Annotated in this window: 24 protein-coding genes; 19 read left to right on the forward strand and 5 right to left on the reverse strand. The window is 72.8% G+C overall.

Annotated elements, in window-relative coordinates; genetic code table 11:
* Positions 1–63: 63 nt before the first annotated feature.
* A complete protein-coding gene (locus ACYBSK_RS22280) occupies positions 64–750 on the reverse strand; it encodes an IclR family transcriptional regulator (protein ID WP_460243040.1) in 687 nt (228 codons plus the stop codon).
* Between the two features lie 150 nt (positions 751–900).
* Between ACYBSK_RS22280 and ACYBSK_RS22285 the strand changes: the two genes are divergently transcribed.
* The 11 genes from ACYBSK_RS22285 (at position 901) to ACYBSK_RS22335 (ending at position 11,897) form a co-directional block, all read left to right on the forward strand.
* On the forward strand, positions 901–1,665 hold the full coding sequence (locus ACYBSK_RS22285) for an IclR family transcriptional regulator (protein WP_460243041.1): 765 nt from the start codon (positions 901–903) through the stop codon (positions 1,663–1,665).
* Positions 1,666–1,736: 71 nt separating this feature from the next.
* Complete coding sequence (locus tag ACYBSK_RS22290; RefSeq protein ID WP_460243043.1) at positions 1,737–2,585, forward strand: 2-keto-4-pentenoate hydratase; 849 nt, start codon at positions 1,737–1,739, stop codon at positions 2,583–2,585.
* Positions 2,582–3,529, forward strand: coding sequence for an acetaldehyde dehydrogenase (acetylating) (locus tag ACYBSK_RS22295; protein WP_457478973.1), 948 nt, complete (start codon positions 2,582–2,584; stop codon positions 3,527–3,529). Before ACYBSK_RS22290 ends, ACYBSK_RS22295 begins: the two co-directional genes overlap by 4 nt.
* Positions 3,526–4,563: a 4-hydroxy-2-oxovalerate aldolase gene (gene dmpG, locus ACYBSK_RS22300; RefSeq protein WP_460243044.1), complete on the forward strand. Its 1,038-nt coding sequence runs from the start codon at positions 3,526–3,528 to the stop codon at positions 4,561–4,563. Before ACYBSK_RS22295 ends, dmpG begins: the two co-directional genes overlap by 4 nt.
* Positions 4,564–4,778: 215 nt before the next feature.
* Positions 4,779–5,639, forward strand: coding sequence for an alpha/beta fold hydrolase (locus ACYBSK_RS22305; RefSeq protein WP_460243045.1), 861 nt, complete (start codon positions 4,779–4,781; stop codon positions 5,637–5,639).
* A 52-nt stretch (positions 5,640–5,691) separates the two neighbouring features.
* Positions 5,692–7,437, forward strand: coding sequence for a bifunctional 3-(3-hydroxy-phenyl)propionate/3-hydroxycinnamic acid hydroxylase MhpA (gene mhpA / locus ACYBSK_RS22310; protein WP_460243046.1), 1,746 nt, complete (start codon positions 5,692–5,694; stop codon positions 7,435–7,437).
* On the forward strand, positions 7,434–8,411 hold the full coding sequence (locus ACYBSK_RS22315) for a 3-carboxyethylcatechol 2,3-dioxygenase (protein ID WP_460243047.1): 978 nt from the start codon (positions 7,434–7,436) through the stop codon (positions 8,409–8,411). Before mhpA ends, ACYBSK_RS22315 begins: the two co-directional genes overlap by 4 nt.
* Before the next feature lie 9 nt (positions 8,412–8,420).
* Positions 8,421–9,035, forward strand: a complete 615-nt coding sequence (locus ACYBSK_RS22320) for a VOC family protein (protein WP_457478978.1) — start codon at positions 8,421–8,423, stop codon at positions 9,033–9,035.
* A gap of 63 nt (positions 9,036–9,098) precedes the next feature.
* Positions 9,099–9,902 carry a PTS sugar transporter subunit IIA gene (locus ACYBSK_RS22325; RefSeq protein ID WP_460243048.1) on the forward strand — a complete coding sequence of 268 codons (804 nt, stop codon included), beginning with the start codon at positions 9,099–9,101 and terminating at the stop codon, positions 9,900–9,902.
* Positions 9,903–9,933: 31 nt separating this feature from the next.
* A complete protein-coding gene (locus ACYBSK_RS22330) occupies positions 9,934–11,508 on the forward strand; it encodes a PTS ascorbate transporter subunit IIC (RefSeq protein ID WP_457478980.1) in 1,575 nt (524 codons plus the stop codon).
* Positions 11,509–11,642: 134 nt separating this feature from the next.
* Positions 11,643–11,897 carry a hypothetical protein gene (locus ACYBSK_RS22335; RefSeq protein WP_457478984.1) on the forward strand — a complete coding sequence of 85 codons (255 nt, stop codon included), beginning with the start codon at positions 11,643–11,645 and terminating at the stop codon, positions 11,895–11,897.
* A gap of 85 nt (positions 11,898–11,982) precedes the next feature.
* Here ACYBSK_RS22335 and ACYBSK_RS22340 read toward each other — a convergent pair whose 3' ends face one another.
* Genes ACYBSK_RS22340 through ACYBSK_RS22350 form a run of 3 tightly spaced genes read right to left on the reverse strand, consistent with a single transcriptional unit; the run spans position 11,983 to position 14,070 of the window.
* Positions 11,983–12,594: a class I SAM-dependent methyltransferase gene (locus ACYBSK_RS22340; protein WP_457478985.1), complete on the reverse strand. Its 612-nt coding sequence runs from the start codon at positions 12,592–12,594 to the stop codon at positions 11,983–11,985.
* Between the two features lie 8 nt (positions 12,595–12,602).
* Positions 12,603–13,115 carry a GNAT family N-acetyltransferase gene (locus ACYBSK_RS22345; RefSeq protein WP_460243049.1) on the reverse strand — a complete coding sequence of 171 codons (513 nt, stop codon included), beginning with the start codon at positions 13,113–13,115 and terminating at the stop codon, positions 12,603–12,605.
* A 49-nt stretch (positions 13,116–13,164) separates the two neighbouring features.
* Positions 13,165–14,070 (reverse strand): LysR substrate-binding domain-containing protein, encoded by a 906-nt coding sequence (locus tag ACYBSK_RS22350; RefSeq protein ID WP_460243050.1) that lies wholly within the window; start codon positions 14,068–14,070, stop codon positions 13,165–13,167.
* 234 nt (positions 14,071–14,304) lie between these two features.
* On the opposite strand from ACYBSK_RS22350, the gene ACYBSK_RS22355 reads away from it, so the two are divergent.
* The 8 genes from ACYBSK_RS22355 to ACYBSK_RS22390 are packed head-to-tail and all read left to right on the forward strand — an operon-like array spanning position 14,305 to position 24,687.
* On the forward strand, positions 14,305–15,630 hold the full coding sequence (locus ACYBSK_RS22355; protein WP_460243051.1) for an MFS transporter: 1,326 nt from the start codon (positions 14,305–14,307) through the stop codon (positions 15,628–15,630).
* Between the two features lie 46 nt (positions 15,631–15,676).
* Positions 15,677–17,821, forward strand: coding sequence for an acetate--CoA ligase family protein (locus tag ACYBSK_RS22360; protein ID WP_460243052.1), 2,145 nt, complete (start codon positions 15,677–15,679; stop codon positions 17,819–17,821).
* Positions 17,822–17,844: 23 nt separating this feature from the next.
* Positions 17,845–18,990, forward strand: a complete 1,146-nt coding sequence (locus tag ACYBSK_RS22365) for an acyl-CoA dehydrogenase family protein (RefSeq protein ID WP_460243053.1) — start codon at positions 17,845–17,847, stop codon at positions 18,988–18,990.
* Positions 18,987–19,757, forward strand: coding sequence for an enoyl-CoA hydratase/isomerase family protein (locus tag ACYBSK_RS22370; protein ID WP_460243054.1), 771 nt, complete (start codon positions 18,987–18,989; stop codon positions 19,755–19,757). Before ACYBSK_RS22365 ends, ACYBSK_RS22370 begins: the two co-directional genes overlap by 4 nt.
* Before the next feature lie 47 nt (positions 19,758–19,804).
* Positions 19,805–21,055 carry a CoA transferase gene (locus tag ACYBSK_RS22375; protein WP_460243055.1) on the forward strand — a complete coding sequence of 417 codons (1,251 nt, stop codon included), beginning with the start codon at positions 19,805–19,807 and terminating at the stop codon, positions 21,053–21,055.
* 7 nt (positions 21,056–21,062) lie between these two features.
* Complete coding sequence (fabG, locus tag ACYBSK_RS22380; protein ID WP_460243056.1) at positions 21,063–21,803, forward strand: 3-oxoacyl-ACP reductase FabG; 741 nt, start codon at positions 21,063–21,065, stop codon at positions 21,801–21,803.
* Between the two features lie 44 nt (positions 21,804–21,847).
* Positions 21,848–23,071 carry an acetyl-CoA C-acetyltransferase gene (locus ACYBSK_RS22385; RefSeq protein ID WP_460243057.1) on the forward strand — a complete coding sequence of 408 codons (1,224 nt, stop codon included), beginning with the start codon at positions 21,848–21,850 and terminating at the stop codon, positions 23,069–23,071.
* A complete protein-coding gene (locus ACYBSK_RS22390; RefSeq protein WP_460243058.1) occupies positions 23,068–24,687 on the forward strand; it encodes an acyl-CoA dehydrogenase family protein in 1,620 nt (539 codons plus the stop codon). The genes ACYBSK_RS22385 and ACYBSK_RS22390 overlap by 4 nt, the downstream gene beginning before the upstream one ends.
* Before the next feature lie 3 nt (positions 24,688–24,690).
* Here ACYBSK_RS22390 and ACYBSK_RS22395 read toward each other — a convergent pair whose 3' ends face one another.
* Positions 24,691–25,968: an ATP-grasp domain-containing protein gene (locus ACYBSK_RS22395; RefSeq protein ID WP_460243059.1), complete on the reverse strand. Its 1,278-nt coding sequence runs from the start codon at positions 25,966–25,968 to the stop codon at positions 24,691–24,693.
* Between the last annotated feature and the right edge of the window lie 2 nt (positions 25,969–25,970).

The raw sequence follows: 25,970 nt of genomic DNA on the forward strand, positions 1-25,970 counted from the left end.
ACACAGGCCCCCACGGGGGACGTGGGGGCCTGTCGGGTGTCTTGCCGGGTGCGGTGGCGGGGCTCAGCCCAGCGCCGAGATCTCCTCGGCGACCGCACGCATCGCGGCCACGGAGGCGTCGGCCAGGTCCTCGCGCGAGGTGATCAGGTTGACGCACATGTGCAGCGCCGGGTCCGCCGTGTGCAGGGGCACGGCGACGCCGTGCGCACCCGGTTCGATCTGGCCGAAGGTGCGGGCGTAGCCCTGCTCGCGGGCCCGCGTCACCTCGGCCGGCTCCGCGGGTGAGGGAAGCCGCAGCGTGGCGAGCGCCACCCCTGCGGCGCCGACCCCGACGGGGTGACGGCTGCCGACCCGGTAGCCGATGTGGTAGTCCACGGACCACGGTTCGACCACGGCGACGGCGACGGCCTCGTCCCCCTCCGCCGCGATCAGCGCGACGGTGGCGCCGAGCTCGTCGGCCGTGCGGCGCAGCACCGGCAGGGCCGCCTCGCGGACCCCCGCCGCGTAGCCGCGCGCCAGCGTCACCGTGCCGGAACCGGCCCGGTAGCGGCCGTCGGAGGCGCGGACGACGAGGTGGTGCTCGGCGAGCGTGACCAGCATCCGGTACGCGATCGTGCGGTGGACGCCGAGGCGCTCGGCGACGTCCTGCACGGCGAGCCCCTGCGGCTGCCCGGCGACCAGTTCGAGGGCGCGCAGTCCCCGTGAAAGGGTCTGGGACCCAACGGCCTTGCCCGCCTGCTTGTCGCTCATCCGGCCAGTCTACGTGCGCGGTGGTGACACACCGTCACTCCGGTACGGGCGCGCGGCCCGGCGCCCGCGCGCACCCTCCCGTAGAGTCGGGGCGTTGCGATCCCCCGGACGGCACACCCCGGGAAGGAAGATCCCCGGAAGGAAGATCCCGTGAGCGACGACGCGCCGAGCGGCGTCCTGGCCAAGGCCCTCACCGTGCTCCAGGCCTTCACCGTCGAGGACACCACGCTGGGCTTCGCCGAGTTGCAGCGGCGCACGGACTTCGCGAAGAGCACCCTGCACCGGGTCCTCGGCGATCTCGTGGCGGCCCGGCTCCTCGACCGGGTCCAGGGGCGCTACCGGCTGTCCGGTCTCGTCTTCGAGCTGGGCATGCGCGCCTCGGTCGAGCGCGGACTGCTCGAAGTGGCCACGCCGTTCCTGGAGGACCTGTACGTGCGCACGCACGAGCTCGTCCACCTCGGCACGCGCGAGGGCACCGAGGTCGTCTACGTCGCGAAGATGGGCGGCCACCAGCAGGCCGACTCGCCCTCCCGGCTCGGCGGCCGCATGCCGCTGCACGCGACGGCGATCGGCAAGGTGCTGCTGGCCCACGCCCCCACCGACGTGCGCGAGACCGCTTTGCGCGGCCCCCTGACGCGCAAGGCGCCGCGGACCATTACCAACGTCGACGTCCTGACGCGCCAGCTCTCCGACGTCGTCACCAAGGGCGTGGCCTTCGAGTACGAGGAGTCGGCGGTCGGCATCGTGTGCGTCGCGGCCGGGATCTTCGGTCCGGCGGACGAGATCGTGGCGGCGGTCAGCGTGACGGGCCCGGTGCACCGCTTCCAGCCGGCCCGGCACGCCACCAGCGTGCGCGCCGCCGCGGCGGGGATCTCCGCGACGCTCGGGCGCCGCGCGGAGCTGCGCGGACACTGATTCCCCCGCGAGTTCCGCCAGACGGAACTCGGCGCTGGGCCGTGAGCGCTCCCGTTGTCCAAGCTGAGGGCATGAACGAGACTTCCCCCGGCAACGGCAACCGCCAGGGCTCCGGCGACGACGCCGTCGCGCAGGCCGCTGGGCGCCTGCTGCGCGCCGCCGCCGACCGCGTGCCCTGTGCCCCGGTCCGCGACCTGATCGGCAGCGACGACGTGAAGGCGGCCTACGCCGTCCAGGAGCTGATCACCGCCCATCACCTGGAGGCGGGCGGCCGGGTCACCGGCCGCAAGATCGGCCTCACCTCGCCCGCCGTGCAGCGGCAACTCGGCGTGGACCAGCCGGACTTCGGGGTGCTGTTCGACGACATGAGCGTCGAGGACGGGGCGTCCGTGGCGGTCGGGACGCTGCTCCAGCCGAAGGTCGAGGCGGAGATCGCGTTCGTGCTGGGCGCGGACCTCGCCGAGGGCCCGCTCGACGCCGCGCAGATCCGGGCCGCCGTGGCGCACGCCGTGCCCGCGCTGGAGATCGTGGACAGCCGGATCGCCGACTGGGACATCACCTTCGGTGACACCGTCGCCGACAACGGCTCCTCCGCGCTCTACGTCCTCGGCTCCCCGGCCAAGCCGCTCGCCGAGTTCGAGCCGGTCGAGGCCGCGATGTCCATGAAGCGCGGCGAGGAGACCGTCTCCACCGGGAACGGCGCGGCCTGCCTGGGCGATCCGTTGACCGCCCTCGCCTGGCTCGCCCGGACCGCCCGCGACGTCGGCGATCCGCTGCGCGCGGGCCAGGTCGTGCTGTCCGGCGCGCTCGGCCCGATGGTGCCCGCCACGGCCGGGGACACGTTCACCGCGGACATCGGCGGACTCGGCTCCGTCTCCGTCCGCTTCCACGCCTCCACCCCTGAGGGAGCCACCGCATGAAGACCAAGGTCGCCGTCATCGGCTCGGGCAACATCGGCACCGACCTGATGATCAAGGTGCTCCGGCTCTCGGACACCCTCGAAATGGGTGCGATGGTCGGCATCGACCCCGCCTCCGACGGCCTCGCCCGCGCCGAGCGGCTCGGCGTTCCGGTCACCGCCGAGGGCGTGCAGGGGCTCATCGCGATGGACGGCTTCGACGACATCAGGATCGTCTTCGACGCCACCTCCGCGAAGGCGCACGTCGCCAACGCCGCCGCGCTCGCCCCGTACGGCAAGCAGCTCGTCGACCTGACCCCCGCGGCCATCGGCCCGATGGTGATCCCGGCGGTCAACCTCGACGACCACGTCGGCGCGGACGACGTGAACATGGTGACGTGCGGCGGCCAGGCCACCATTCCGATCGTCGCGGCCGTCTCCTCCGTGGCCCCGGTGCCGTACGCGGAGATCGTCGCGTCGATCGCGTCGAAGAGCGCGGGTCCCGGCACCCGGGCGAACATCGACGAGTTCACCGAGACGACCAGTCACGCCATCGAGACGGTGGGCGGCGCGGACCGCGGCAAGGCCGTCATCATCCTCAACCCGGCCGAGCCCCCGCTGATCATGCGGGACACCGTGCTCGCGCTGGTGAACGCGCCGGACGAGGCCACCCACGACGCGATCCGCGCGGCGATCGCCCGCCGCGTCGACGAGGTGTCCGCGTACGTGCCCGGCTACCGGCTCAAGCAGCAGGTGCAGATCACGCCGGTCCCCGCCGACCAGCCCGTGCACACCCTCACCGAGTCCCCGGTCACCCACCAGGTGTCGGTCTTCCTCGAGGTCGAGGGGGCCGCCCACTACCTGCCGGCGTACGCCGGGAACCTCGACATCATGACCAGCGCGGCCCTTCGGATGGCCGAGGCCATGGCCGCCCGCGCCACCGAACTCCAGGGAGCCGACGCATGAGTGACACCACTGACACCACCGCGGGTGACACCAAGCTGTTCATCCAGGACGTCACCCTGCGCGACGGCATGCACGCCATCCGGCACCGCATCGAGCCCGAGCAGGTCGGGAGGATCGTCGCCGCCCTCGACGCGGCCGGCGTCGACGGCATCGAGGTGTCGCACGGCGACGGGCTCGCCGGCGGCTCCCTCAACTACGGCCCCGGCAGCCACACCGACTGGGAGTGGATCGAGACCGCCGCCGCGCACGTCAAGAACGCCCGCCTGACCACCCTCCTGCTGCCCGGCATCGGCACCATCGAGGAACTGAAGCAGGCGTACGCGCTCGGAGTGCGCTCCGTACGCGTCGCCACGCACTGCACCGAGGCCGACGTCTCGGCCCAGCACATCGCCACCGCACGCGAGTTGGGCATGGACGTGTCCGGCTTCCTGATGATGAGTCACATGGCCGACGCGAAGACACTCGCGGCGCAGGCAGGGCTCATGGAGTCCTACGGCGCCCACTGCGTCTACGTCACCGACTCCGGCGGCCGCCTGATGATGGACGGCGTCCGCGAGCGGATGCGCGCCTACCGCGACGTCCTCGACCCCGCCACCGAGATCGGCATCCACGCCCACGAGAACCTCTCGCTCGCCGTCGCCAACTCGATGGTCGCGGTGGAGGAGGGCGTGACCCGCGTGGACGCGTCGCTGGCCGGTCAGGGCGCGGGCGCGGGCAACTGCCCCATCGAGCCCTTCGTCGCGGTCGCCGACCTCAACGGCTGGCAGCACGGCTGCGACCTGTTCGCCCTCCAGGACGCCGCCGAGGACCTGGTGCGCCCGCTCCAGGACCGGCCGGTCCGCGTCGACCGCGAGACACTCACCCTCGGATACGCCGGGGTCTACGGCTCCTTCCTGCGGCACGCGGAGGCGGCGGCCGAGCGCTACGGCGTCGACGTCCGCACGATCCTCGTCGAGGTCGGCAAGCGCGGCCTGGTCGGCGGCCAGGAGGACATGATCGTCGACGTGGCGCTGGGACTCGCCGAGGCGAGCTGACACCTCGTACGACGCAGGGCCGGGAGGGCAGGAGCTCCCGGCCCTGTTCGACGTGCCCGCACACGACCGGCTCCGCCCCAGGTCACAGGGGACTCGGGGGATGAATCGCGTGACCGGACACCCCTTGACATTCCTCGTGGGCCAGCGTTCCATCAGGATGTCGGGTGTGTAAATAACGCTCTCATGAGTGCAGATAAAGAACGAGGAGTCAGGTCATGTCCCTCACCAAGGAAGCCGCCTCGCGCGACATCGCCCTTCCGTCGGGCCTGCGGATGCGCTACTACGAGGCCGGGGAGCCCGGCGCCACCCCCGTCGTGCTGCTGCACGGCTCGGGCCCCGGCGCGACGGGCTGGTCGAACTTCTCGGGCAACATCGGTGCGATCGCCGACGCCGGATTCCATGTCGTCGCCCCCGACATGCCGGGCTGGGGCGACTCCGACGCCCAGGCCACCAAGGACATGGACCACGACGCGACGCTGGTGGAGTTCCTCGACGCCCTGGGCCTCGAGAAGGCCGCCCTCGTCGGCAACTCCATGGGCGGGCACACCGCGGTCCGGTTCGCCACGCTGCACCCGGAACGCATGACCCACCTGGTGACGATGGGCGCCTCCCTCGGCCGCGGCCCCGCCTCCCTCTTCGGCCCCGGCGACGGCCCCAGCGAAGGCCTGAAGGTCCTGGTCAAGGCGTACAAGGACGCGAGCCCGGAGAACATGCGGGCGCTCGTCGAGATCATGACGTACGACAAGGAGCGCTTCGCGACGCCGGAGCTGACCAAGGCGCGCTCGGAGGCGGCGCTCGCCCGCCCCGACCACCTGGCGAACTACGTCGAGGGCCTCGCGCACGGCGCGCCCATCCCGATCAAGGTCGACCGCGGGCTGATCCCCGGCATCACGACGCCGACCCTGCTGATCCACGGCAAGGACGACCGCGTCCTGCACTACGAGACCAGCCTGTGGCTGCTGGCCAACATCCCCGACTCCCGTCTGGTGCTGCTCAACCGGTGCGGCCACTGGGCGATGATCGAGCACGCCGCCGAGTTCAACCGCCTGGTCGTCGACTTCCTGTCGCACAACTGAGCCGCCCGCACACCGGCGCCTCACGCCGGCACTGAATCGATCGGAACACCCCATGACCACCTTCGACACCGACGTCGTTGTCATCGGAGCGGGGCCCGTCGGCCTCACCCTCGCCAATCTGCTCGGCGTCCGCGGCCACCGGGCCACCGTCCTGGAAGCCCGCCACGAGCTGATCGACTACCCGCGCGGCGTCGGCCTCGACGACGAGTCCATCCGCACCCTGCACACCGCGGGCCTGTGGGAGCGCGTACAGCCGTTCACGGTCCCGCACCACGTGGTGCGGCTCGTCAACGGCACCGGCCGGGTCCTCGCCACCAACAACCCGCGCACCCAGGAGTTCGGCCACCCGCGCAAGCACGGCTTCGTGCAGCCGCTGGTCGACAAGGAACTCGCCGCGGGACTCGCCCGGTTCCCCGACACCGAGCTGCGCTTCAGCCACAGGGTCACCGGTCTGGAGGACCGCGGCGACCACGTCGCCGTGACCGCCGAACGGCGGGACACTGAGGGCGAGTTGGTCAACACGGTCACGGTCACCGCCCGGTACGCCGTCGGCTGCGAGGGCGGCAGCTCCTTCACCCGCAAGTGGATGGGCGTGGACTTCGAGGGGAAGTCGCCCTCGACCCGCTGGGTCGTCGTCGACGTCGCCGACGACCCGATCGGCACGCCGTCGGTGTACCTCGGCGCCGACCCGCGCCGCCCGTACGTCTCCATCGGCCTGCCGCGGGGCATCCGCCGCTGGGAGTTCATGCTGCACGACGACGAGCCGACCACGCTGTGCGACGACCCGGCCTTCATGCACTCCCTGCTGGAGCGGCACGTCCCCGACCCGGCCGCGCTGAACATCATCAACCAGCGCACCTTCACCCACCACGGCCGCGTGGCCTCCGACTTCCGCAAGGGACGTGTCTTCCTCGCCGGGGACGCCGCGCACCTGATGCCGGTGTGGCTCGGCCAGGGCTGGAACTCCGGGATCCGCGACGCGACGAACCTCGCGTGGAAGCTCAGCTCCGTCCTCGCCGGTGACGCGGGCGACGCGCTCCTCGACACGTACACCGAGGAACGCCGCAAGCACGCCGCGGACATGATCGATGTGAACATGGCGGCGGGCACCGTCATGAAGATGGGCCGCTTCGGCGGCGCGGTCCGCGATGTCGCCGCGTCCGCGCTCAACCTCGTCCCGAAGTGGAAGTCGTACTTCACGGAGCTGCGCTTCAAGCCCATGCCGCGCTACGCCGCCGGGGTCGTGGTCGACCAGGCGACGCTCCGGCCGGGCCGGGCGGCGGCCGGGTTCAAGCGCGGTGGCGCGCTCGGCGCGCGGCTCGCCCCGTTCGTCGACTCCGCCGGTGAACTCTCCCCGGTCGGGCTCCAGTTCATCCAGCCGCGCGTCACCACGGCGGACTTCGCGGACGTGCTGCTCGACGACGTCACCGGCGACTGGTGGACGCTGGCCACGTGGGGCACGAACCCGACGGCGTTCCTCTCCGAGGCCGACCTCGCGCTGGTGCGCCGCCACCGGATCAAGCTGGTCTCGTTCATGCCCGAGACCCAACGCCCGTGGGCCGAGGCGAAGTTCGCGGACTCCCCGGAGCCCGTCACCGTCGTCGGCGACAGCACCGGCGCCCTCAAGGACTGGTTCGACGTGCGCGCCTGCGGCCTCGTCGTGCTGCGCCCCGACCACTTCGTGGCCGCGGCCTCCCTCACCCGCCAGGCGTCCCGCGCCCTCGCGGCCCTGTGCACGGCGGCGTCGCTCACCACCGCACCCGTCAACGAACCGGCCCTGGAAGGAACCCCGGCATGACCGTCGCCCTCGTCACCATGTCGCACAGCCCGCTGCTGGAGTACGCGGACCCGCCCGCCGAGGTGAACGCCGCGGTGCAGGGCGCCTTCTCCGCCGCGCGCACCTTCGTCCGGGAGTACGACCCCACACTGGTGGTCTCCTTCGCGCCCGACCACTACAACGGCTTCTTCTACGATCTGATGCCGCCGTTCTGCATCGGTTACGAGGCCCTCGGCGTCGGCGACTACGGCACCACGGAGGGCCCGCTGAACGTGCCGACCGGGCGCGCCGAGGAACTCGCCCAGTGGGTGGCGGAGCGCGACATCGACGTGGCGATCTCCCGCCGCATGGAGGTCGACCACGGTGCGGTCCAGCCGCTGGAGATCCTCTTCGACGGCATCGACCGGGTGCCCACCATCCCCGTCTTCGTGAACGGTGTGGCCAAGCCCTTCGTGACGATGCGCCGGGTACGGCGCCTCGGCGAGGCCATCGGCTCCTTCCTCGCCACCCTGGAGGACGAGCGGGTCCTCGTCATCGGCTCCGGCGGCCTCTCGCACGACCCGCCGGTCCCCCAGTGGGCCACCGCCGACGACGCCGCCCGCGCGCTGCTGCTCAACGGACGCCATCCGACGGCCGAGGCGCGCGACGCCCGACAGCAGCGGGTCATCGACACGGCGAAGGCGTTCGCCGCGGGCACGGCCGGCATCCGGGACCTCAACCCCGAGTGGGACCGGGCCCTGATGGCGACGCTCGCCTCGGGCGACCTCTCCCCCGTCGACGCGATGACTCCCGAGCGGATGGCCGAGGACGCGGGCAACTCCGCCCACGAGGTACGCACGTGGGTGGCCGCCTTCGCGGCGCTCGGCGCGGCGGGCCCCTACGAGGTGACGCACTCCTTCTACCGGCCCATCAAGGAGTACATCGCCGGGTTCGGTGTGATGGCGGCGCGCGGCGCGGCCCCGAGCGGCGGGGAGTCCCCGGCGGGCGGCTGTTAGCCTGCCCGCATGGCCGCCATACCTCCGCTTCTGGACCATCTCGTCTACGCCACCCCGGACTTGGCGGCGACCGTCGCCGAGTTCGCCCGGCGCACCGGTGTCACGCCCGCGCCGGGCGGCCCGCACATCGGGCTCGGCACGCGCAACCACCTGGTGGGGCTGGGCGGTTCGACGTACCTGGAGATCGTCGGCCCGGACCCGGAGCAGCCCGAGCCGCAGCGCCCGCGCCCCTTCGGCATCGACACTCTGGCGGCGCCGGCCATGGTGACCTGGGCGATCCGCCCGGCCGACCTGGACGCCACGGCCGCGGCCGGGCAGGGCGTCGGGCCGGTGCGGGCCATGAGCCGGCGGCGGCCGGACGGGACGCTCCTGGAGTGGCGCCTCACGCTCGACGGGAGCGCGGGCGTCGTCCCGTTCCTCATCGACTGGGGTGACACCCCGCACCCCGCGGTGGGGCTGCCCGCCGTCACCCTCGTGTCGGTGTCGGCCGGCGCCCCGGACCCGGCCGGGGTCCGCGACCGGCTGGCCGCGCTCGGCACCGCGCTCGACGTCACCGAGGGCCCGGCGCGCCTCGCGGCCCGGCTCGACACACCTTCGGGCGTACTCGACCTGCCCTGGGCGTAACGAAGACACCATCGCCCGGCGTGTCGCGGTGACACGGGGCGACCGCTCGGGACCACTGCTCGTATGAGTGAACTCAGCGATCTGATTCCCGTCGAGGCCGTCCGCCTCGACGTGGCCGTCCCCGACTGGCAGGCCGCCGTGCGCACCGCCGGTGACCTGCTGGTCGACACGGACGTCAGCACCGACACGTACACCCAGGAGATGCTCCGCAACGTCGAGGAGAACGGGCCCTACATCGTCATCGCGCCCGGCTTCGCCTTCGCGCACGCGCGTCCCTCGCCCGCCGTCCTGCGCACGGGCATGTCGTGGGTCCGGCTGTCGACGCCGGTGAACTTCGGGCACGAGACGAACGACCCGGTGCACCTCGTCGTCGCGCTCGCCGCCGAGGACGCCGGGGCGCACACCCAGGCGATGGGCGCGCTCGCCCGGCTCCTCGCCGACGCGGACACCTCCGCGGCGCTCGACCGCGCGCCGACGCCTCAGGCGCTGCGACGCATCCTCGCCGGAGACACGGAGCCCTCGGAGCCGGCGGCCGCCGAGGCACCTCAGCAGGGCTCCGCCGCCAAGGGCTCCGGTCACGGCATGCACAAGATCCTGACGGTGTGCGGCAACGGCGTCGGCACGAGCCTCTTCCTGAAGTCGACGCTGGACAAGGTGCTCGACCGCTGGAAGTGGGGCCGGTACATCACCACCGAGGCGACCGACACCATCTCCGCGAAGGGCAAGGCGTCGGAGGCGGTGGCCATCATGACGTCCCGGGAGATCGCGCGGACGCTCGGGGACGTGGGTGTGCCGGTGCGGGTGATCGAGGACTTCACCAGCACCAAGGAGGTCGACGCCGCGCTGCGCGACCTCTACGACGTCTGATTCCCGCCGCTCCCTCCCCCCAGGAGTCCCCATGAACACCCTCGTGGACATCGCGAAATTCATCGTCAACGAGATCCTCAGCGTCCCCGCGTATCTCATCGGCATCATCACGGCCGTCGGCCTGATCGCGCTGAAGAAGACCGCGGGCCAGGTCATCGGCGGAGCCATCAAGGCGACGCTCGGCTTTCTGCTGATCGGCGCGGGCGCGACGCTGGTCACCAACTCGCTGGCGCCGCTCGGCACGATGATCACGGGCGCCACCGGTTCGCACGGTGTGATCCCCACCAACGAGGCGATCGTCGGCATCGCACAGGCCGAGTACGGCTCGCGCGTGGCCTGGCTGATGATCCTCGGCTTCCTCGTCAGCCTGCTGCTCGCCCGCTTCACCCCGCTGTCGTACGTCTTCCTGACCGGCCATCACATGCTGTTCATGGCAACGCTGTTGACGATGGTGATGGCGACCGCGGGCGTGACGTCGTGGGTCGTGGTCGTCGCGGGCGCGGTGCTGCTCGGCATCATGCTCGTCGCGATGCCGGCCTTCGCCCATCCGTGGACGAAGCGGGTCACCGGCAACAACACCGTCGCGGTCGGGCACTTCGGTACGGCGGGGTACATCGTCTCCGGTGCCACCGGCCAGGCCGTCGGCAAGAAGAGCCGCTCGACGGAGGAGATGAACCTGCCGGAGGGCCTGCGCTTCCTGCGTGACTCGATGGTGGCGACCGCCCTGTCGATGCTGCTCATCTACATGATCATGGCGATCGTCTTCCTGGCGAAGGTGGGCCGGACGGAGGCGTTCAAGGCGTTCGCGACGGACGGCGGCGCGGGCTCCACGGGGGTCGGCAACTACCTGATGGCCTCGGTCAACCAGGGTCTTCAGTTCGGTATCGCCGTCGCGGTCATCCTCTTCGGTGTCCGCACGATCCTCGGTGAGCTGGTGCCCGCCTTCCAGGGCATCGCGCAGAAGGTGGTGCCCGGCGCCATCCCCGCCCTGGACGCGCCGATCGTCTTCCCGTACGCGCAGAACGCGGTGCTCGTCGGCTTCATCTGCTCGTTCGTCGGCGGTCTGGTCAGCCTCGGTCTGCTGGTCGGTGTCTTCAAGCCCGCGTTCGGTACGGCGCTGGTGCTTCCGGGGCTCGTCCCGCACTTCTTCACCGGTGGTGCGGCGGGTGTCTTCGGCAACGCGACGGGCGGGCGCCGCGGGGCGGCCCTCGGATCGTTCCTGAACGGTGTGCTGATCACGTTCCTGCCCGCGTTCCTGCTGGGCGTCCTCGGCTCGTTCGGCTCGGCCAACACCACGTTCGGCGACGCCGACTTCGGCTGGCTGGGCCTGATCCTCGGCAACGTCGCGAAGGTGGGCGACGTCGCGGGGGTGATCCTGATGCTCGTGGTCGGCCTGGTGATCCTGGCCGGTGCCATCACGTGGCAGAAGCGGGTCGTGGACACCGGCTGGGACCCGGGCGCCAAGCGCGCGGCGCTGCTGCCGCCGGAGGACCGGCCCGAGCAGCACGACGAGGCCGCGGGCGGCGAGACGCCCGTCTCCCGTACGTACGCGAAGATCGCACCGCCCGCCGGTGCCCCGGTGCCGCCGCCCCCGCCGGAGGACTGAGCCGGGCGGGGGCGGGCTACGCCGATGCCGCGTTGCTGCACGTGGGTGTTCTGTGGCTGCCCGAGATGCGAGGGACCTCAGGGTCTGATGGTGTTCTGAGTGATCACTTGATCCCTCTCAGAAGGAGAAAGTTCATGGTGCGTCGCATCGCAGCCGCTGTCGCCGTCGCTTCGGTGGCCGGATTCCTGGCAGCCGGACCGGCAGTGGCCGACGTGGACCACAGCAGCCACGACAGTGGCCAGGTGACCACCGACACGCAGCTCGCCAACCAGGGCTTCACCAACGTCGGCGGCCCCGACGGTGTCACCGTCGCCACCTCGACGGACTTCCAGCAGCACCTCGACGCCTGGGGCAACAGCCACTGGCAGGCCGACTTCCCCGGCCACTGAGTGCGCCTCACGCTCAGCCCCTTCGCGTGACGCGTGACGCATGACGCAGGCGGCCCCGCTCCGGCGGGGCCGCCTGTCGGCGGTTTCAGGCACCCGTGCGGTGGACGCTGACCGCGTAGCCCCCGTTGTCGTAGGGGGTGGCTTCCCAGGTGGAGAAGCGGTCGACGAGGGTCAGGCCGGCGGCGGCGCAGTACGTGTCGTACTCCGCGAGTGTGAGGGTGGGTGGCACCGGGAGGTGCGCGGCGTCGAGGCCGAAGCCCGCGACGAGCAGTCCCCCCGGGCGCAGGGCCCCGGCGAGGCGCTCCACGACCGTGGCCTCCGTCCCGGGGGTGAGCAGCGGGAACACATTGCCCGCGGCGACGACCAGGTCGAAATCGGCCTCGATGCCGAGCCGCGCCGGATCGAACGCGGCGAGGTCCACCTGGAACCACGGCAGCCGAGGCGCCTGCCCCCGAGCCACCTCCAGCATGGAGGCGTCCAGGTCGATCCCCACGCAGTCGTACCCGAGCTCGGCGAGACGGATCATCACCCGTCCGGTGCCGCACCCGGCGTCCAGCACCCGGGCCCCCTCGGACACGAGAGCCGCGCAGAACGCCGCCTCCCCGTGCACGTCCTTCCCGCTGCGGGCCAGTGCCTCGAAGCGGGCCGCGTACTCGTTCCCGGACGTCCCACCGGTCAGTTCCTGCCAACGACTCATGCGCCCGACTATAGGTCGCGGGGTGACTCCGCCCGTGAACCGACCTGTGCGTCCGCCGCGGACGCGGCAGGCCGCCACACGTACCGCACGTCCGGCTCGCGTTCCTCGTTGCGGTGGCCGTCGGTGTGCTCGGCCGCGACGAAGCCGTGCCGTTCGTAGAAGCGCCGTGCCGGCGCGTTGACCTGGAACGTCCAGAGCGTCAGACCGGCCGGGCGGCGCCGCTTCGCCAGGTCCACGAGACGGCCGCCGATACCGCGGCCCTGCCAGGCGGGGGCGAGGTAGAGCTGGTCGAGTTCGTCGTCGTCCAGCACCAGCAGCCCGACGACAGCGCCGCCGACGGTCGCCACCCAGGTCTCCTGGCCGGGCAGGACCACCTCCCGGAACCAGGCGCGGACCTGGTCGTCCGTGTGGGCCCGGCGCACGCCCGGAAGCGCCGCCGCGAAGGAGGCGAGCCACACCTCGGCGAGCGCGGTGGCGTCGGAGCCGGTCGCGCGGCGGACGGTGGGGGCGTTGATCTCCATGGCGGCATCCTGCCTCATCGGCCGGTCGGCCCGTCAGGTGGTCGTCCCGTCAACCCACGGCCCCTGAACCGCAGTCCGCCGCGATCTCGTCCAGCAGGCCGATCAGCGCGTGCAGCGCCGGGTTCGGGTCGCCCGCGCGCCAGGCCAGTGCCAGCGGCAGGGGCGGGATGTCGCGGGAGGGGATGAGGAGGACTCCGGGGACCTTGAGGTGGCCGGCGGAGGAGGGGACGAAGCCGATGCCCACGCCCGCACCCACCAGGGTCAGGATGGTGTGGGTGTCGGGGGCCTCCTGGACGATGCGCGGGCTGGAGCCGTGCGCCAGGTAGGCGCTGTGGATCAGGGCGACGATGCCCGCGCCCCGGTCGGTGGGGTGGCTGACCACGGGCTCTTCCTGGATGTCGGCCAGGGAGATCTCCGTGCGCGACGCGAGCCGGTGGTCCGCCGGGAGCGCCACCACGATGCTGTGCCGGGTGAGTTCGCGGGCCTGGATGCCGGTGCCCGCGACCGGCAGCCGCATCAGGCCCGCGTCGATCTCGTCCTCGGTCAGCCGGGTCACCAACTCCCCGCCGTACACCGGCCCGTGGATCTCCAGCCGCACGCGCGGCCGGTGCTCGCGGAACTTGCGGGTCATGAGGATCAGCACCTCGTGCGACGTCGGGCCGCTGAACCCGAGCCGCACCACCCCGGTCTGTCCGCTCGCGGCGCGGCGGGCGGCCAGCGGCGCCTCCTGGGCGGCCCGCAGCGCGCGCCGCGCCTCCGCGAGGAACGCCTCGCCCGCCGCCGTGAGCGCCACCTGCCGGGTCGTACGGCGCAGCAGCTCCACCCCGACCTCGTGCTCCAGGCGCTTGATCTGCTGGGACAGCGGCGGCTGCGACATCCGCAGGCGCTCCGCCGCGCGCCGGAAGTTGAGCTCCTCCGCAACCGTCACGAACGACTGCAGATGCCGCAGCTCCACCCGAACTCCCGTCCCGAACCAGCCCGTTGGCGGCACCCCGCGCCGGGCCCTGCTTCGCAGGTCAACGGGGATTGTGTCGCCTCGCCGACTCAAAGGTACGGAAGTTTGGTGTTAGACGAAACCATTCGGTCGTCATAGCTTCCCCTGTGAGCGCGATCACGTTGCCACGCAACGGAGTTGCCCTGTGTACGCCCGGACGACGACGTCCGTGGCCGACCGGAAGGACGGGACGAGATGCCGAGCAGACGGCTTCCCGAAGAGGAGAAGATGGCCCGCCGGGCGGGTTGGGCCTCCTACCTCGGCTCGACGATCGAGTGGTACGACTTCTACGTCTACGGCACCGCATCCGCCCTGGTGTTCGCCCCGCTGTTCTTCGCCGACGTGCCCCCGGCGGTCGGCGTGCTCCTCTCCTTCGTCACCTTCTGGGTGGGCTTCCTCGCCCGCCCGCTCGGCGGCATCCTCTTCGGTCACCTCGGCGACCGCATCGGCCGCAAGAAGGCGCTCGTGGCCACGCTGCTGCTGATGGGCGTCAGCACGGTCGGCATCGGGTGTCTGCCGACGTACGGGCAGATCGGCGTGGCCGCGCCGATTTTGCTGACCCTGTTCCGCACGGTGCAGGGCGTGGCGCTCGGCGGCGAGTGGGGCGGGTCCGTCCTGATCACCACCGAACACGCCAAGAAGGAGCGCGGGTTCCTGTTCGCGGCGTTCGCCCAGCAGGGCTCCCCCACCGGGCGCATCCTGGCCACCCTGTCGTTCCTCGCCGTCGGGCAGCTGTCCGACGAGGCCCTCCTCGCCTGGGCGTGGCGGATCCCGTTCCTGGCGTCCGCGCTGCTCGTCGTCATCGGCCTCGTCATCCGGCTCAGCCTGGAGGAGTCTCCGGCGATGGTGTCCCTGCGGGCCTCCGACCAGACCGTGAAGGTGCCGGTCGTCACCCTCGTCCGCAGCCACTTGAAGCTGCTGCTGCTCGGTGTGGGCGCCGCGTTCACCGTCTTCGCCATCGTCTACGCCCGTGACACCTTCGCGCTGTCGTGGGCGACCGGCGAGGTCGGGATGGACCGGCAGGACTTCCTCACCGTCATCCTGATCGCCAGCATCGTGCAGTTCTTCGTGCAGCCCCTCGGCGCCGTGCTCGCCACCCGCTGGGGCGTGCGCCGGGCCGTCACCGTCATCCTGGCCTGTCAGATCCCCACGATTCCCGTCATGTTCGCCCTGATCGGCACCGGGAGCTTCCCGCTCGCCGTGACCGGCGCGGTCCTCGCGACGATCCCGGACGTCATGTACTACGCGATCATCGCGGGCATGTTCGCCCAGGCCTTCCCCGCGAAGGTCCGCTACACCGGCATCTCCACGGCGTACGGGCTCGCGGGCGTGCTCGGCGGTCTGGCCCCGGTGATCCTCCAGTCGCTGCTGTCGGCCTCCGGGACGATCGTCCTGCCGGTCGTGTTCGTGGTCCTCCTCGGCCTCGTCTCGCTCGTCGCGGCCCGCGCCTTCCTCACCCTGTCGGCCAGGACCGCCGCCGAGGAGCAGCGGGCCGAGACCGCGCCCGCCGCCGTCAACTGACTCTTCCCTACCCGTACTTCGTGACTCGTCGCCCCGAGGAGAAACCGTGCAGCACGCAGCCCGCTCCCGCACAGACGACGCCCTGAACGCGCTTCTCCACCCCCGCTCCATCGCGATCCTCGGCGCCTCCGACACCCCGAGCAAGCTGTCGGGCCGGCCCGTCGACTACCTCAAGCGGTTCGGCTTCACGGGCCGGATCCTGCCGGTCAACGCGAAGCGCGACCGGGTGCAGGGCCTGACCGCCTACCGCAGCCTCGACGCCGTCGAGGGCGACATCGACCTCGCCATGATCATGCTGTCGGCCGAGCAGTCCGCCGACGCCGTCCGCGCCTGCGGCAGGCGCGGCATCCGGGCCGCCATCCTGGGCGCCTCCGGGTTCGCCGAGGTCGGCGGCCGGGGGGTGGAGCTCCAGGAGGACCTGAAGGCCGCGATCGCCGAGAGCGGTGTACGGGTGCTCGGCCCCAACTGCCTCGGCATGATCGCCTCCCGGGAGCGGGCGCTGCCGACGTTCACCTCCGCGCTCGACGAGGACGCCGACCTGGTCGAGGGCCCGATCGCCTTCCTCAGCCAGAGCGGCGCCTTCGGCGGGTTCGTGTTCAACGCGGCCCAGCACCTGCGCATCGGGATCTCCCACTACCTCAACACCGGCAACGAGGTGGACCTGTCGGTCGCCGAACTGGTCGACGGACTGGTCCGCAGCGACGACACGGAGGTGATCCTCGCCTACCTCGAAGGGGTCACCGGGGGTCGCCGGCTGCTGGAGGCCGCCCGCGAGGCCCACGAACGGGACAAGCCGATCATCGCCGTGAAGGTGGGCCGTTCCGAGGCCGGGGCCCGCGCCGCCCAGTCCCACACCGCCTCGCTGGCCGGAGAGGACGCCGTGTTCGACGGGGCGGTGCGCCAGTACGGCATCCTGCGCGTCGACGGCCCCGAGTCGATGCTGGAGGCCGCGCAGGTCTTCGCCACGGGCCGACGCGCGGCGGGACGCCGCCTCACCTCGCTGTCCGTGTCCGGCGGGGCGGGCGCCCTGATGGCCGACGCGGCCGCCGCGCACGGCATCGAGGTCCGCCCCTGGGACGAGGAGTGGCAGCGCACCATGGCCGCCGCGATCCCCGTGTACGGCTCGCCGCGCAACCCCGTCGACCTCACCGGCACGCTCGTCGCCGAACCCGACATCCTGCGCAGGGCGTTGAAGGTGGCCGTCGAGCACCCGGGCACCGACATGATCGCCGTGCTGCTCGGCTGCGCGGACAACTGCGCCGACACCCTCATCGACGCTCTCGACGAGGCCTACCGGTCCACCGAGCGGCCCTTCGTCGTCGTGTGGACCGGTGGCAGCGGCCGCCCCCGGTTCCGGCTGCGCGAGCTGGGCATCCCCTGCTGCACCGATCCCGCCCAGGCGGCCCGCGCCCTCGGCCTGCTCGCCGACTTCAGCCTGCGCCCCGCCCTGCCCGCGCCCGAGCGGCCCGCCGACGTCGACACCGGCGCGGCCCGCGCCGTCGTCGCCCGCGCCCGCGCCGAGGGCCGCACCCAGCTCGACGAGCACGAGTCGACACGGCTCATCGCCGCCTACGGGGTGCCCACCGCCGCCTCCCGCCCGGCCGCGGACCCGGAGCAAGCTGCCGCCGTGGCACAGGAGTTGGGCGGCCAGGTCGCCGTGAAGCTGCTGTCCGAGCGGATCGCGCACAAGAGCGACATCGGCGGCGTCCGCCTCGGCCTCGAAGGCGCGGACGCCGTCCGCGAGGCCGCCGCCGACGTGCTGCGCGTCGCGCGTGAGGCGGGCGTGGACGACGCCCGCGTACTCGTGCAGCGGATGGCCGACGGCGGCGGCACCGAGCTGATCGTCGGCGTCAAGCACGACCCGGTGTTCGGCCCCGTCGTGGTCACCGGGCTCGGCGGCATCCTCGTCGAGGCGCTCGCCGACAGCCGGGTCGCCGTCGCCCCCGTCGACACGGCGGGCGCCCACCGCATGCTGCACGACCTGCGCGGCAGCCGCCTGCTCGGCCCCGTACGCGGCAAGCCGGCCCGCGACGTCGCGGCCGCCGCCGACACCGTGGCCCGCCTCTCCTGGCTGGCCGCCGACCTCGCCGACGAACTGGCCGAGCTGGACGTCAACCCGCTGCTGCTGGGCGCGGCGGGCGAAGGCGTCCTGGCCGTGGACGCGCTGGCGCACCTGACCATCCGCAACTGACGCGCAGGACAAGGAGATCGACGATGGAGTCAGAGGAGTTCGAGGCGGTCCTCGCCGCCGTGCGCAGGCTCGTGCGCGAGGACGTGGTGCCGCGCGAGGACGAGATCGAGGAGACCGACGCCATCCCGGCGGACATCCGCCGCAAGGCCGCCGACATGGGCCTGTTCGGGTACACGCTGCCGGAGGCGTACGGCGGGCTCGGGGCCAGTCTGTCGGAGGACGTACGGCTCGCCTTCGAGTTCGGTTACACGACGCCCGCGTTCCGCTCGATGTTCGGCACCAACAACGGCATCGCGGGCAAGGTCCTCGACAACGCGGGCACCGAGGAGCAGAAGAAGCACTGGCTGCCGCGGCTCGCCGAGGGCGCCGTCGCGTCGTTCGCGCTGACCGAGGCCGAGGCGGGTTCGGACCCGTCGGGGCTCACCACGCGCGCCGTGCGCGACGGCGACGGCTACGTCATCAACGGCGCCAAGCGGTTCATCACCAACGCCCCGCTCGCCGACCTGTTCGTCGTCTTCGCCCGCACCGGCGAGGAGAGTCACGGAACGAAGGGCATCTCGGTGTTCCTCGTCGAGGCGGGGCTGCCCGGGGTCACCGTCGGACCGAAGGACGCCAAGACCGGACAGGCGGGCGCCTGGACCGCCGAGGTGTTCCTCGACGACGTGCGCGTCGGCAGGGCGGCCCTCGTCGGCGGCGAGGAGGGCGCCGGGTTCGGCACCGCCATGCGGTCGCTGGTGCGCGGGCGGGTGCACATCGCGGCGCTGTGCGTCGGGATGGCCGAGCGGGTCCTGGAGGAGTCCGTCGCGCACGCCGCGACCAGCAAGCAGGGCGGCCACCCGATCGGCGACTTCCAGCTCGTGCAGGGCATGCTCGCCGACATCCAGACCGGTGTCCTCGCGGGCCGGGCGATGGTCCTGGACGCCGCCGAGAAGTACGACTCCGGGGAGGACCGCAGGATCCGGCCCTCCGCCGCCAAGCTGTTCTGCTCCGAGATGGTCTCCAAGGCCGCCGACCTGGCCGTGCAGATCCACGGCGGCATGGGCTACATGCGCGGCACCGTCGTCGAGCGCTGCTTCCGCGACGCCCGGCTCTTCCGGATCTACGAGGGCACCAGCGAGATCCAGAAGGTCATCATCGCCAAGCAGCTGCTGCGCGAGGCCCGCTCATGACCGGCCCCGCGGTGGCCGTCGAGCGCGAAGGACCGGTGCACACGCTCACCCTCGACCGGCCCGCCCGCCGCAACGCCCTCGACCTCGCCGACCGGCTCGAACTGCGCGCCGCGCTGCGGGAGTCCGAGCGGGACCCGGGCTGCCGCGCGATCGTGCTGACCGGCGCCGGAGAGGTGTTCTGCGCGGGCGGCGACATCCGCTCCATGTCGCAGGACCCGGCCACCGCCCGGCAGCGCCTCGACGTCGTGAACGACATCGCGCGGGCCCTCGCCGGTTCCGCGAAACCGGTCGTCGCGGCCGTGCGCGGCGGCGCGTACGGGCTCGGTCTCGGCCTCGCCGCCGCCTGCGACTGCGTCGTGGCGGGCGAGGGCGCACGGTTCGCGGCCTCCTTCGCCAGGATCGGGCTCACCGCCGACACCGGGCTCAGCTGGAGCCTCGCCCAGCGGATCGGTCCCGGCCGCGCCAAGGAGCTGATCCTCTTCGCGGAGGACCTGGACGCCGCGCAGGCCCAACGCATCGGCCTGGTCAGCGAGATCGTCCCGGACGCCGAAGTGCTGGAGCGGGCCCGGCTGCGGGCCGAGCGGCTCGCCGCCGCCTCCCCCGCCATGGTCGCCGCCACCAAACGCATCTTCGTGCAGCGGGCCCAGCACCTGGACGCGGTGCTGGCCGCCGAGACGGAGGCGCAGCTCGACCTGCTGGCGGGTGACGGGTTCGCCGAGGGCCGGGCGGCGTTCCTGGAACGCCGCAGGCCGGTCTTCCCCGCTTGAGCGACCGGCCGTACAGGTCGACCGGCCGTACACGTCAAGGAGAACGCATGCCGCACCACACGCCGTCCCGGCCTCTTGAGGGCCTGCGGATCGTCGAGCTCTCCAGCTACGTGGCCAGCCCGCTCGGCGGGATGACGCTGGCCCAGCTGGGCGCCGACGTGATCCGCGTCGAGCCGCTGGGCGGGGCACCGGACCGGACCCGGCAGCCGCTGGCGGACAGCGGCACGAGCCTGTACTGGTCCGGGCTCAACCGGGGCAAGCGGGCGATCGAGGTCGACCTGCGGTCGGTGGACGGGCGGGCCCTCGTCGCCGACCTCGTCCTCGGCGCGGGCGTCGTCCTCACCAACTCCGAGCGCTACAGGGACCTTTCGTACGAGGCGCTGGCGGCCCGCCGCCCCGATCTGATCCACGTGACGCTCACCGGCCGCCGCGACGGTTCCGCGGCCGTCGACTACACCGTGCAGGCCGCCACCGGGTTCCCGCAGCTCACCGGCCCCGAGTCCACGCCCGATCCGGTCAATCACGTGATGCCCGCCTGGGACGTCGCCGCCGGTCTCCACCTCGCCGTCGGGCTGCTCGCCGCCGAGCGCCGACGGCTGCGGACGGGCGAGGGGCAGGAGGTCCGGGTCGCCCTGGAGGACGTGGCGCTCGCGACCGCGGGCAGCCTCGGCTACCTGGCGGAGGCCCAGCTCGCCCCGGCGCCGCGCGCCCGCGCGGGCAACTACGTGTACGGCACGTTCGGCCGGGACTTCGCCACCGCCGACGGCGGCCGCCTCATGGTCGTCGCGCTCACCGCGCGGCACTGGCAGGGCCTGCTGGCCGCCACCGGGCTCGGCGACGCGGTCGACGGGCTGGCCCGCGCGCTCGGCGCCGACCTGTCCGACGAGGCCGAGCGCTACGCCCACCGCAGGGTCCTCGGCGAACTGCTCGCCGGGTGGTTCGCGGCGCACACCCTCGCCGAGGCCCAGGAGGCGCTGGGCCGCACCCGCGTGCTGTGGTCCACGTTCCGGAGTTTCGCGGACCTGGCGGCCGACGGCGCGCGGCTGCTGCGCGAGAACCCGCTGATGGCCAGGGTGGGCCAGGACGGCATCCCCGAGCACTGGGCGCCCGGCTCCCCGCTCGTCATGGGAGGCGAGCAGACGCCGCCGGAGGCGTCGCCCGCCGTCGGGCAGCACACCGAGGACGTGCTGCGCACCGAACTCGGTCTGGACGCCGCCGACGTGCGCAAGCTCGGCGAGGCGGGCGTGATCCGTCCCGCCGGGCCCACTGTCCCGTCATCGTCCCCCACGGAAGGCTGAAGACATCATGGCTCTACTGGCCGGCAAGACCGCCGTCATCACGGGCGGCGCCCAGGGCATCGGGCTCGCCATCGCCCGCACCTACGTCCGCGAGGGCGCGAGGGTCGTCCTCGGCGACCTCAACCTGGAGGCCGCCGAGGCCGCCGCGAAGGAGTTGGGCGGCCCCGCCGTCGCACGCGCGGTGCGCTGCGACATCACCGAGGCCGCTGAGGTCGACGCCCTGATCCGGGCGGCGATCGACACGTTCGGCTCCCTCGACGTCATGGTCAACAACGCGGGCATCACGCGTGACGCCACGCTGCGGACCATGACCGAGGACCAGTTCGACCAGGTCATCGACGTGCATCTGAAGGGCACCTGGAACGGCACCCGGAAGGCGGCGGCCGTGATGCGCGAGCAGAAGCGCGGCGCGATCGTCAACATCTCCTCGCTGTCCGGGAAGGTCGGCATGGTCGGGCAGACCAACTACTCCGCCGCGAAGGCCGGCATCGTCGGCCTGTCGAAGGCGGCGGCGAAGGAGATGGCCCACCACGGCGTGCGTGTCAACGCGATCCAGCCCGGTCTGATCCGCAGCGCCATGACCGAGGCGATGCCGCAAAAGGCCTGGGACCAGAAGATGGCCGAGATCCCGATGCGCCGCGCGGGCGAGGTCGACGAGGTCGCCTCCGTCGCCCTCTTCCTCGCCTGCGACCTCTCCTCGTACATGACCGGGACCGTCCTGGAGGTCACGGGCGGCAGGTTCATGTAGCCCGGCCGTCCGCCCGTCCACCCGCACCCCGTCAGGAGCACTCCATGCGTGAAGCCGTCGTCTGCGAACCCGTCCGCACCCCCATCGGCCGCTACGGCGGCATGTTCACGGCGCTGACCGCCGTGGACCTCGGCGTCGCCGCGCTCAAGGGGCTCATCGAGCGCACCGGCATCGACCCCGAGATCATCGAGGACGTCGTCCTCGGCCACTGCAACGGCAACAGCGAGGCCCCCGCCATCGGCCGCGTCGTCGCGCTCGACGCGGGCCTGCCGGTCACCGTCCCGGGCCTCCACCTGGACCGCCGCTGCGGTTCCGGCCTCCAGGCCGTGCTCTACGCCGCCCAGCAGGTGCAGACCGGGGCGCACGAGGTCGTCGTGGCGGGCGGCACGGAGTCCATGAGCAACGCCGTCTTCTACTCGACCGAGATGCGCTGGGGCGCCAAGGGCGCCGCCATCCAGTTGCACGACGGTCTCGCGCGCGCCCGCTCCACCGCCGGGGGCCGCAACCACCCCGTTCCGGGCGGCATGTTGGAGACGGCCGAGAACCTGCGCCGCGAGTACGCCATCGGCCGCGAGGAGCAGGACCGTCTCGCCCTCGCCTCGCACCAGCGCGCGGTGCGGGCGCAGGCGGACGGTGTCCTCGCCGAGGAGATCGTCCCGGTGACGGTGCCCGGCAGGCGGCGCGGCGACGAGAGCGTGGTGATCGACACCGACGAACACCCGCGCGCCGACACGTCGCTGGAGTCGCTGGGCCGTCTCAAGCCGATCCTGCGCCACGCCGACCCGGAGGCCACCGTCACGGCGGGCAACGCGAGCGGGCAGAACGACGCCGCTGCCATGTGCGTCGTCACCACCCCCGAGCGGGCCGCCCAGTTGGGGCTGCGGCCGCTGGTGCGGCTGGTCTCCTGGGGTGTGGCCGGGGTGCCGCCGAGGACGATGGGCATCGGCCCGGTCCCGGCCAGTGCCGTCGCGCTCGACCGGGCCGGGCTCACGCTCGCCGACATGGACCTGATCGAGCTGAACGAGGCGTTCGCCGCGCAGGCGCTCGCCGTGATGCGCGTGTGGGAGTTCGGCGAGAAGGACCTGGAGCGCACCAACGTGCACGGTTCCGGGATCTCCCTCGGCCACCCGGTCGGCGCGACCGGCGTCCGGATGCTCGCCACGCTCTCCCGCGAACTCCACCGCCGTGAGGCCCGGTACGGCCTGGAGACCATGTGCATCGGCGGCGGTCAGGGCCTGGCGGCCGTCTTCGAGCGGGTGACGGCGTGACGGACACCGGACCCAGTTCCCTGGCGCGGGCGACGGCGCTCGTCGAGGCGCTGGAAGAGGTCGTCGACACGGCTTCCGCGCGGCTCGCCGCCGCGCCCGCCACGGACGACGACCAGACCGTCCCGTACGACATCGCGTCGGTGTCGTCGTCGGTCGCCGCCGCCCGCCGGCTCCTCGATCTCGGTGCGCGCAGCGAGGCGGAGGCGGACCTGGCGCTGCTGTTCGCCGCCGACACGGCCGCCGATCTGGCGGGCCGGGCCTTCGGCCGCGAACACCTGTGGGGCGCGGGCGGGTCGGTGCTCGACGCGGTCGCCGGGCACGTCGCCGCCGGGCGGGCCCCGGCGTTCCTGGACGCCGTCGCGGACCGGGTCGTCGCGGCGGGCGGGGAGGCGGCCCCGCGCCACCTGTCGGACGAACTCCAGCTGGTGCGCGGCACGTTCCGCGACTTCGCGGAGGACAGGGTGCGGCCGGTGGCCGACGCCGTCCACCGGCACGACGAGGACGTACCGGAGTCGATCCTCGACGGCCTCTCCGCCATGGGCTGCTTCGGCCTGTCGATCCCCGCCGAGTACGGCGGCTTCGCCGAGGGCGGCGCCGACGAGCTGCTGAGCATGGTCGTGGTGACGGAGGAACTGTCCCGGGCCTCGCTCGGCGCCGCGGGTTCGCTCATCACCCGGCCCGAGATCATCGGTACGGCGATCGCGCGCGGCGGCACCGAGGAGCAGCGCCGCCGCTGGCTGCCCCGGATCGCGACCGGCGAGCGGCTGTGCGGCGTCGCCGTCACCGAGCCGGACCACGGGTCGGACGTCGGCGGCATCACGACGACCGCCGTGCGCGACGGCGACGACTGGGTCCTCAACGGGGTGAAGACGTGGTGCACGTTCGCCGGGCGCGCCCACTACCTGCTGGTGCTGGCCCGTACGCAGCCGGACCGTGCGGCGGGCCATCGCGGCCTGTCCCTGTTCGTGGTCGAGAAGCCGTCCTTCCCCGGTCATGAGTGGCAGGTCACGCAGGAGGGCGGCGCCGGGTCGGCCACCGGCCGCGCGATCCGCACTCTCGGCTACCGCGGGATGCACTCCTTCGAGGTCACCTTCGACAACTGGCGGGTACCGGCGGAGCATCTCATCGGCCTCGACGAGGGGCTGGGCCGGGGCTTCTACCTTCAGATGCAGGCGTTCGCCAACGCCCGTCTCCAGACGGCGGCGCGCGCGGTCGGTGTCATGCAGGCGGCGCTGGAACTCGCGGTGGAGCACGCGCGCCGGCGGCCGGTGTTCGGTCAGCCGCTCACCGCGTTCCAGCTGACGCGCGCCAAGCTGGCCCGGATGGCGGCCCACGTCGCGGCCTGCCGCGCCTTCACGGCCACCGCCGCCCGCGCCGTCGCGGCGGGCACGGGCACGCTGCCCGCCGCGCAGGTCAAGCAGCTCGCCTGCCGCTCCGCGGAGTGGGTCACGCGCGAGGCGCAGCAGCTGCACGGCGGGTACGGCTACGCCGAGGAGTACGTGGTGTCCCGGCTGTTCGTCGACGCCCGGGTGCTGTCGATCTTCGAGGGCGCGGACGAGGTCCTCGCCCTGCGGGTGATCGCCCGGCAGTTGGCGAAGGACGGCCGCCCGGGGTGAGGTCTACGGCGCGATCTCCACGCGGACGGCGTCCGTCGCCTTCGCCAGCGTCGCCCGCACCGAGGCGGCGCTGTCGCCGGTGGCGATGACCGCGCCGACGGCGCTGGAGGAGAAGTGCGCGGGCGGCAGCCTGATCGTCGTGCCGGGGGCCCGGTCGAGCACGACGTGCTGGACGCCCGGCACGCCGAGCGCGGTGTCCACCCCGTCGACCCGCACCAGCTTGCCCGCCTCCTCAGCCATCAGCTTGCGCAGCCCGGCGTGGAGCGTGGGCCGGTCGGGCTGGCGGGGCGGGCGGCCGGTGGCGACGCGGATCACGTTCTCGTGGAACGGGACGCCGGTGGCGAGGCCGACGAGGTGCGAGGCGATGAAGTCGCCGCCCGCGCGTGCGGCGACCTCGACGAGCCGGGCGCCCGTACCGGGGTCGTACATGCACTCCAGGTGGAACGCGCAGTCGTCGAATCCGAGGGCGGTGACGACCTCGCGGGTGAGCGCGTGCACGGCGGCGCGCGCAGGGGCGGGCAGGGCGCTGGGGTGCAGGTGGGCGAGTTCCAGGCGGAAGGGTTCGGTGGTCGTCTTGTCGGTGATCCCGCTGACGGTCACCTCTCCTTGGTGCACGCATCCCTCGACGCTGTGCTCGGTGCCGCCGAGCAGTTCCTCCAGGACGAGTTCGCCGCGGTCGTGGCGGAAGATGCTGTCGCCGTCGGCGCCGGTGAGCCGGGCCAGTTCGGCGAAGGCGGGCGCCAGTTCCGCCTCGGTGCGCAGCAGGAAGATGCCCTTGCTGCCGCTGCCCGCCGCGGGCTTCAGGACGGCCGGGAGCCCCACCTGCCGCAGGGCGGCCCCGGCCTCCGGCAGGGTGCGTACGCGGGCGTAGCGCGGGATGAGGTGCGGCCGGTCGGCGAGGGCCTGGCGCATGAGGTACTTGTTGCGCGCCAGGCGGGCCGCCTCGGGCGCGATGCCGGGCAGGCCGAGGCGGCGGGCGGCGCGGGCGGCCGGTTCCACGCCCGCGTCGGACCAGGTGACGACCCCGGCCACGGAGTGCGCGGCCGCCACCTCGTCGACCGCCGCGTCGAACGCGGGGGTGTCGTGCGGGTCGACGGCCCGTACGTCGGCGAGGAGTTCACGGGGCAGGTCGGCGGGCGGCCGGGCGGCGAGGAGCACGACGGAGCAGCCCTCGCGGTGGGCGGCCTCGAACGCGGGGCGGTGTTCGAGCGGGTTCTTGCGCAGGCCGACGAAGAGGACGACGGGGCGTGGCGTGGGCGGTGTGTCAGGGCGTTCGGTCACGG

The sequence above is a fragment of the Streptomyces sp. BYX5S genome (genome assembly GCF_054724165.1).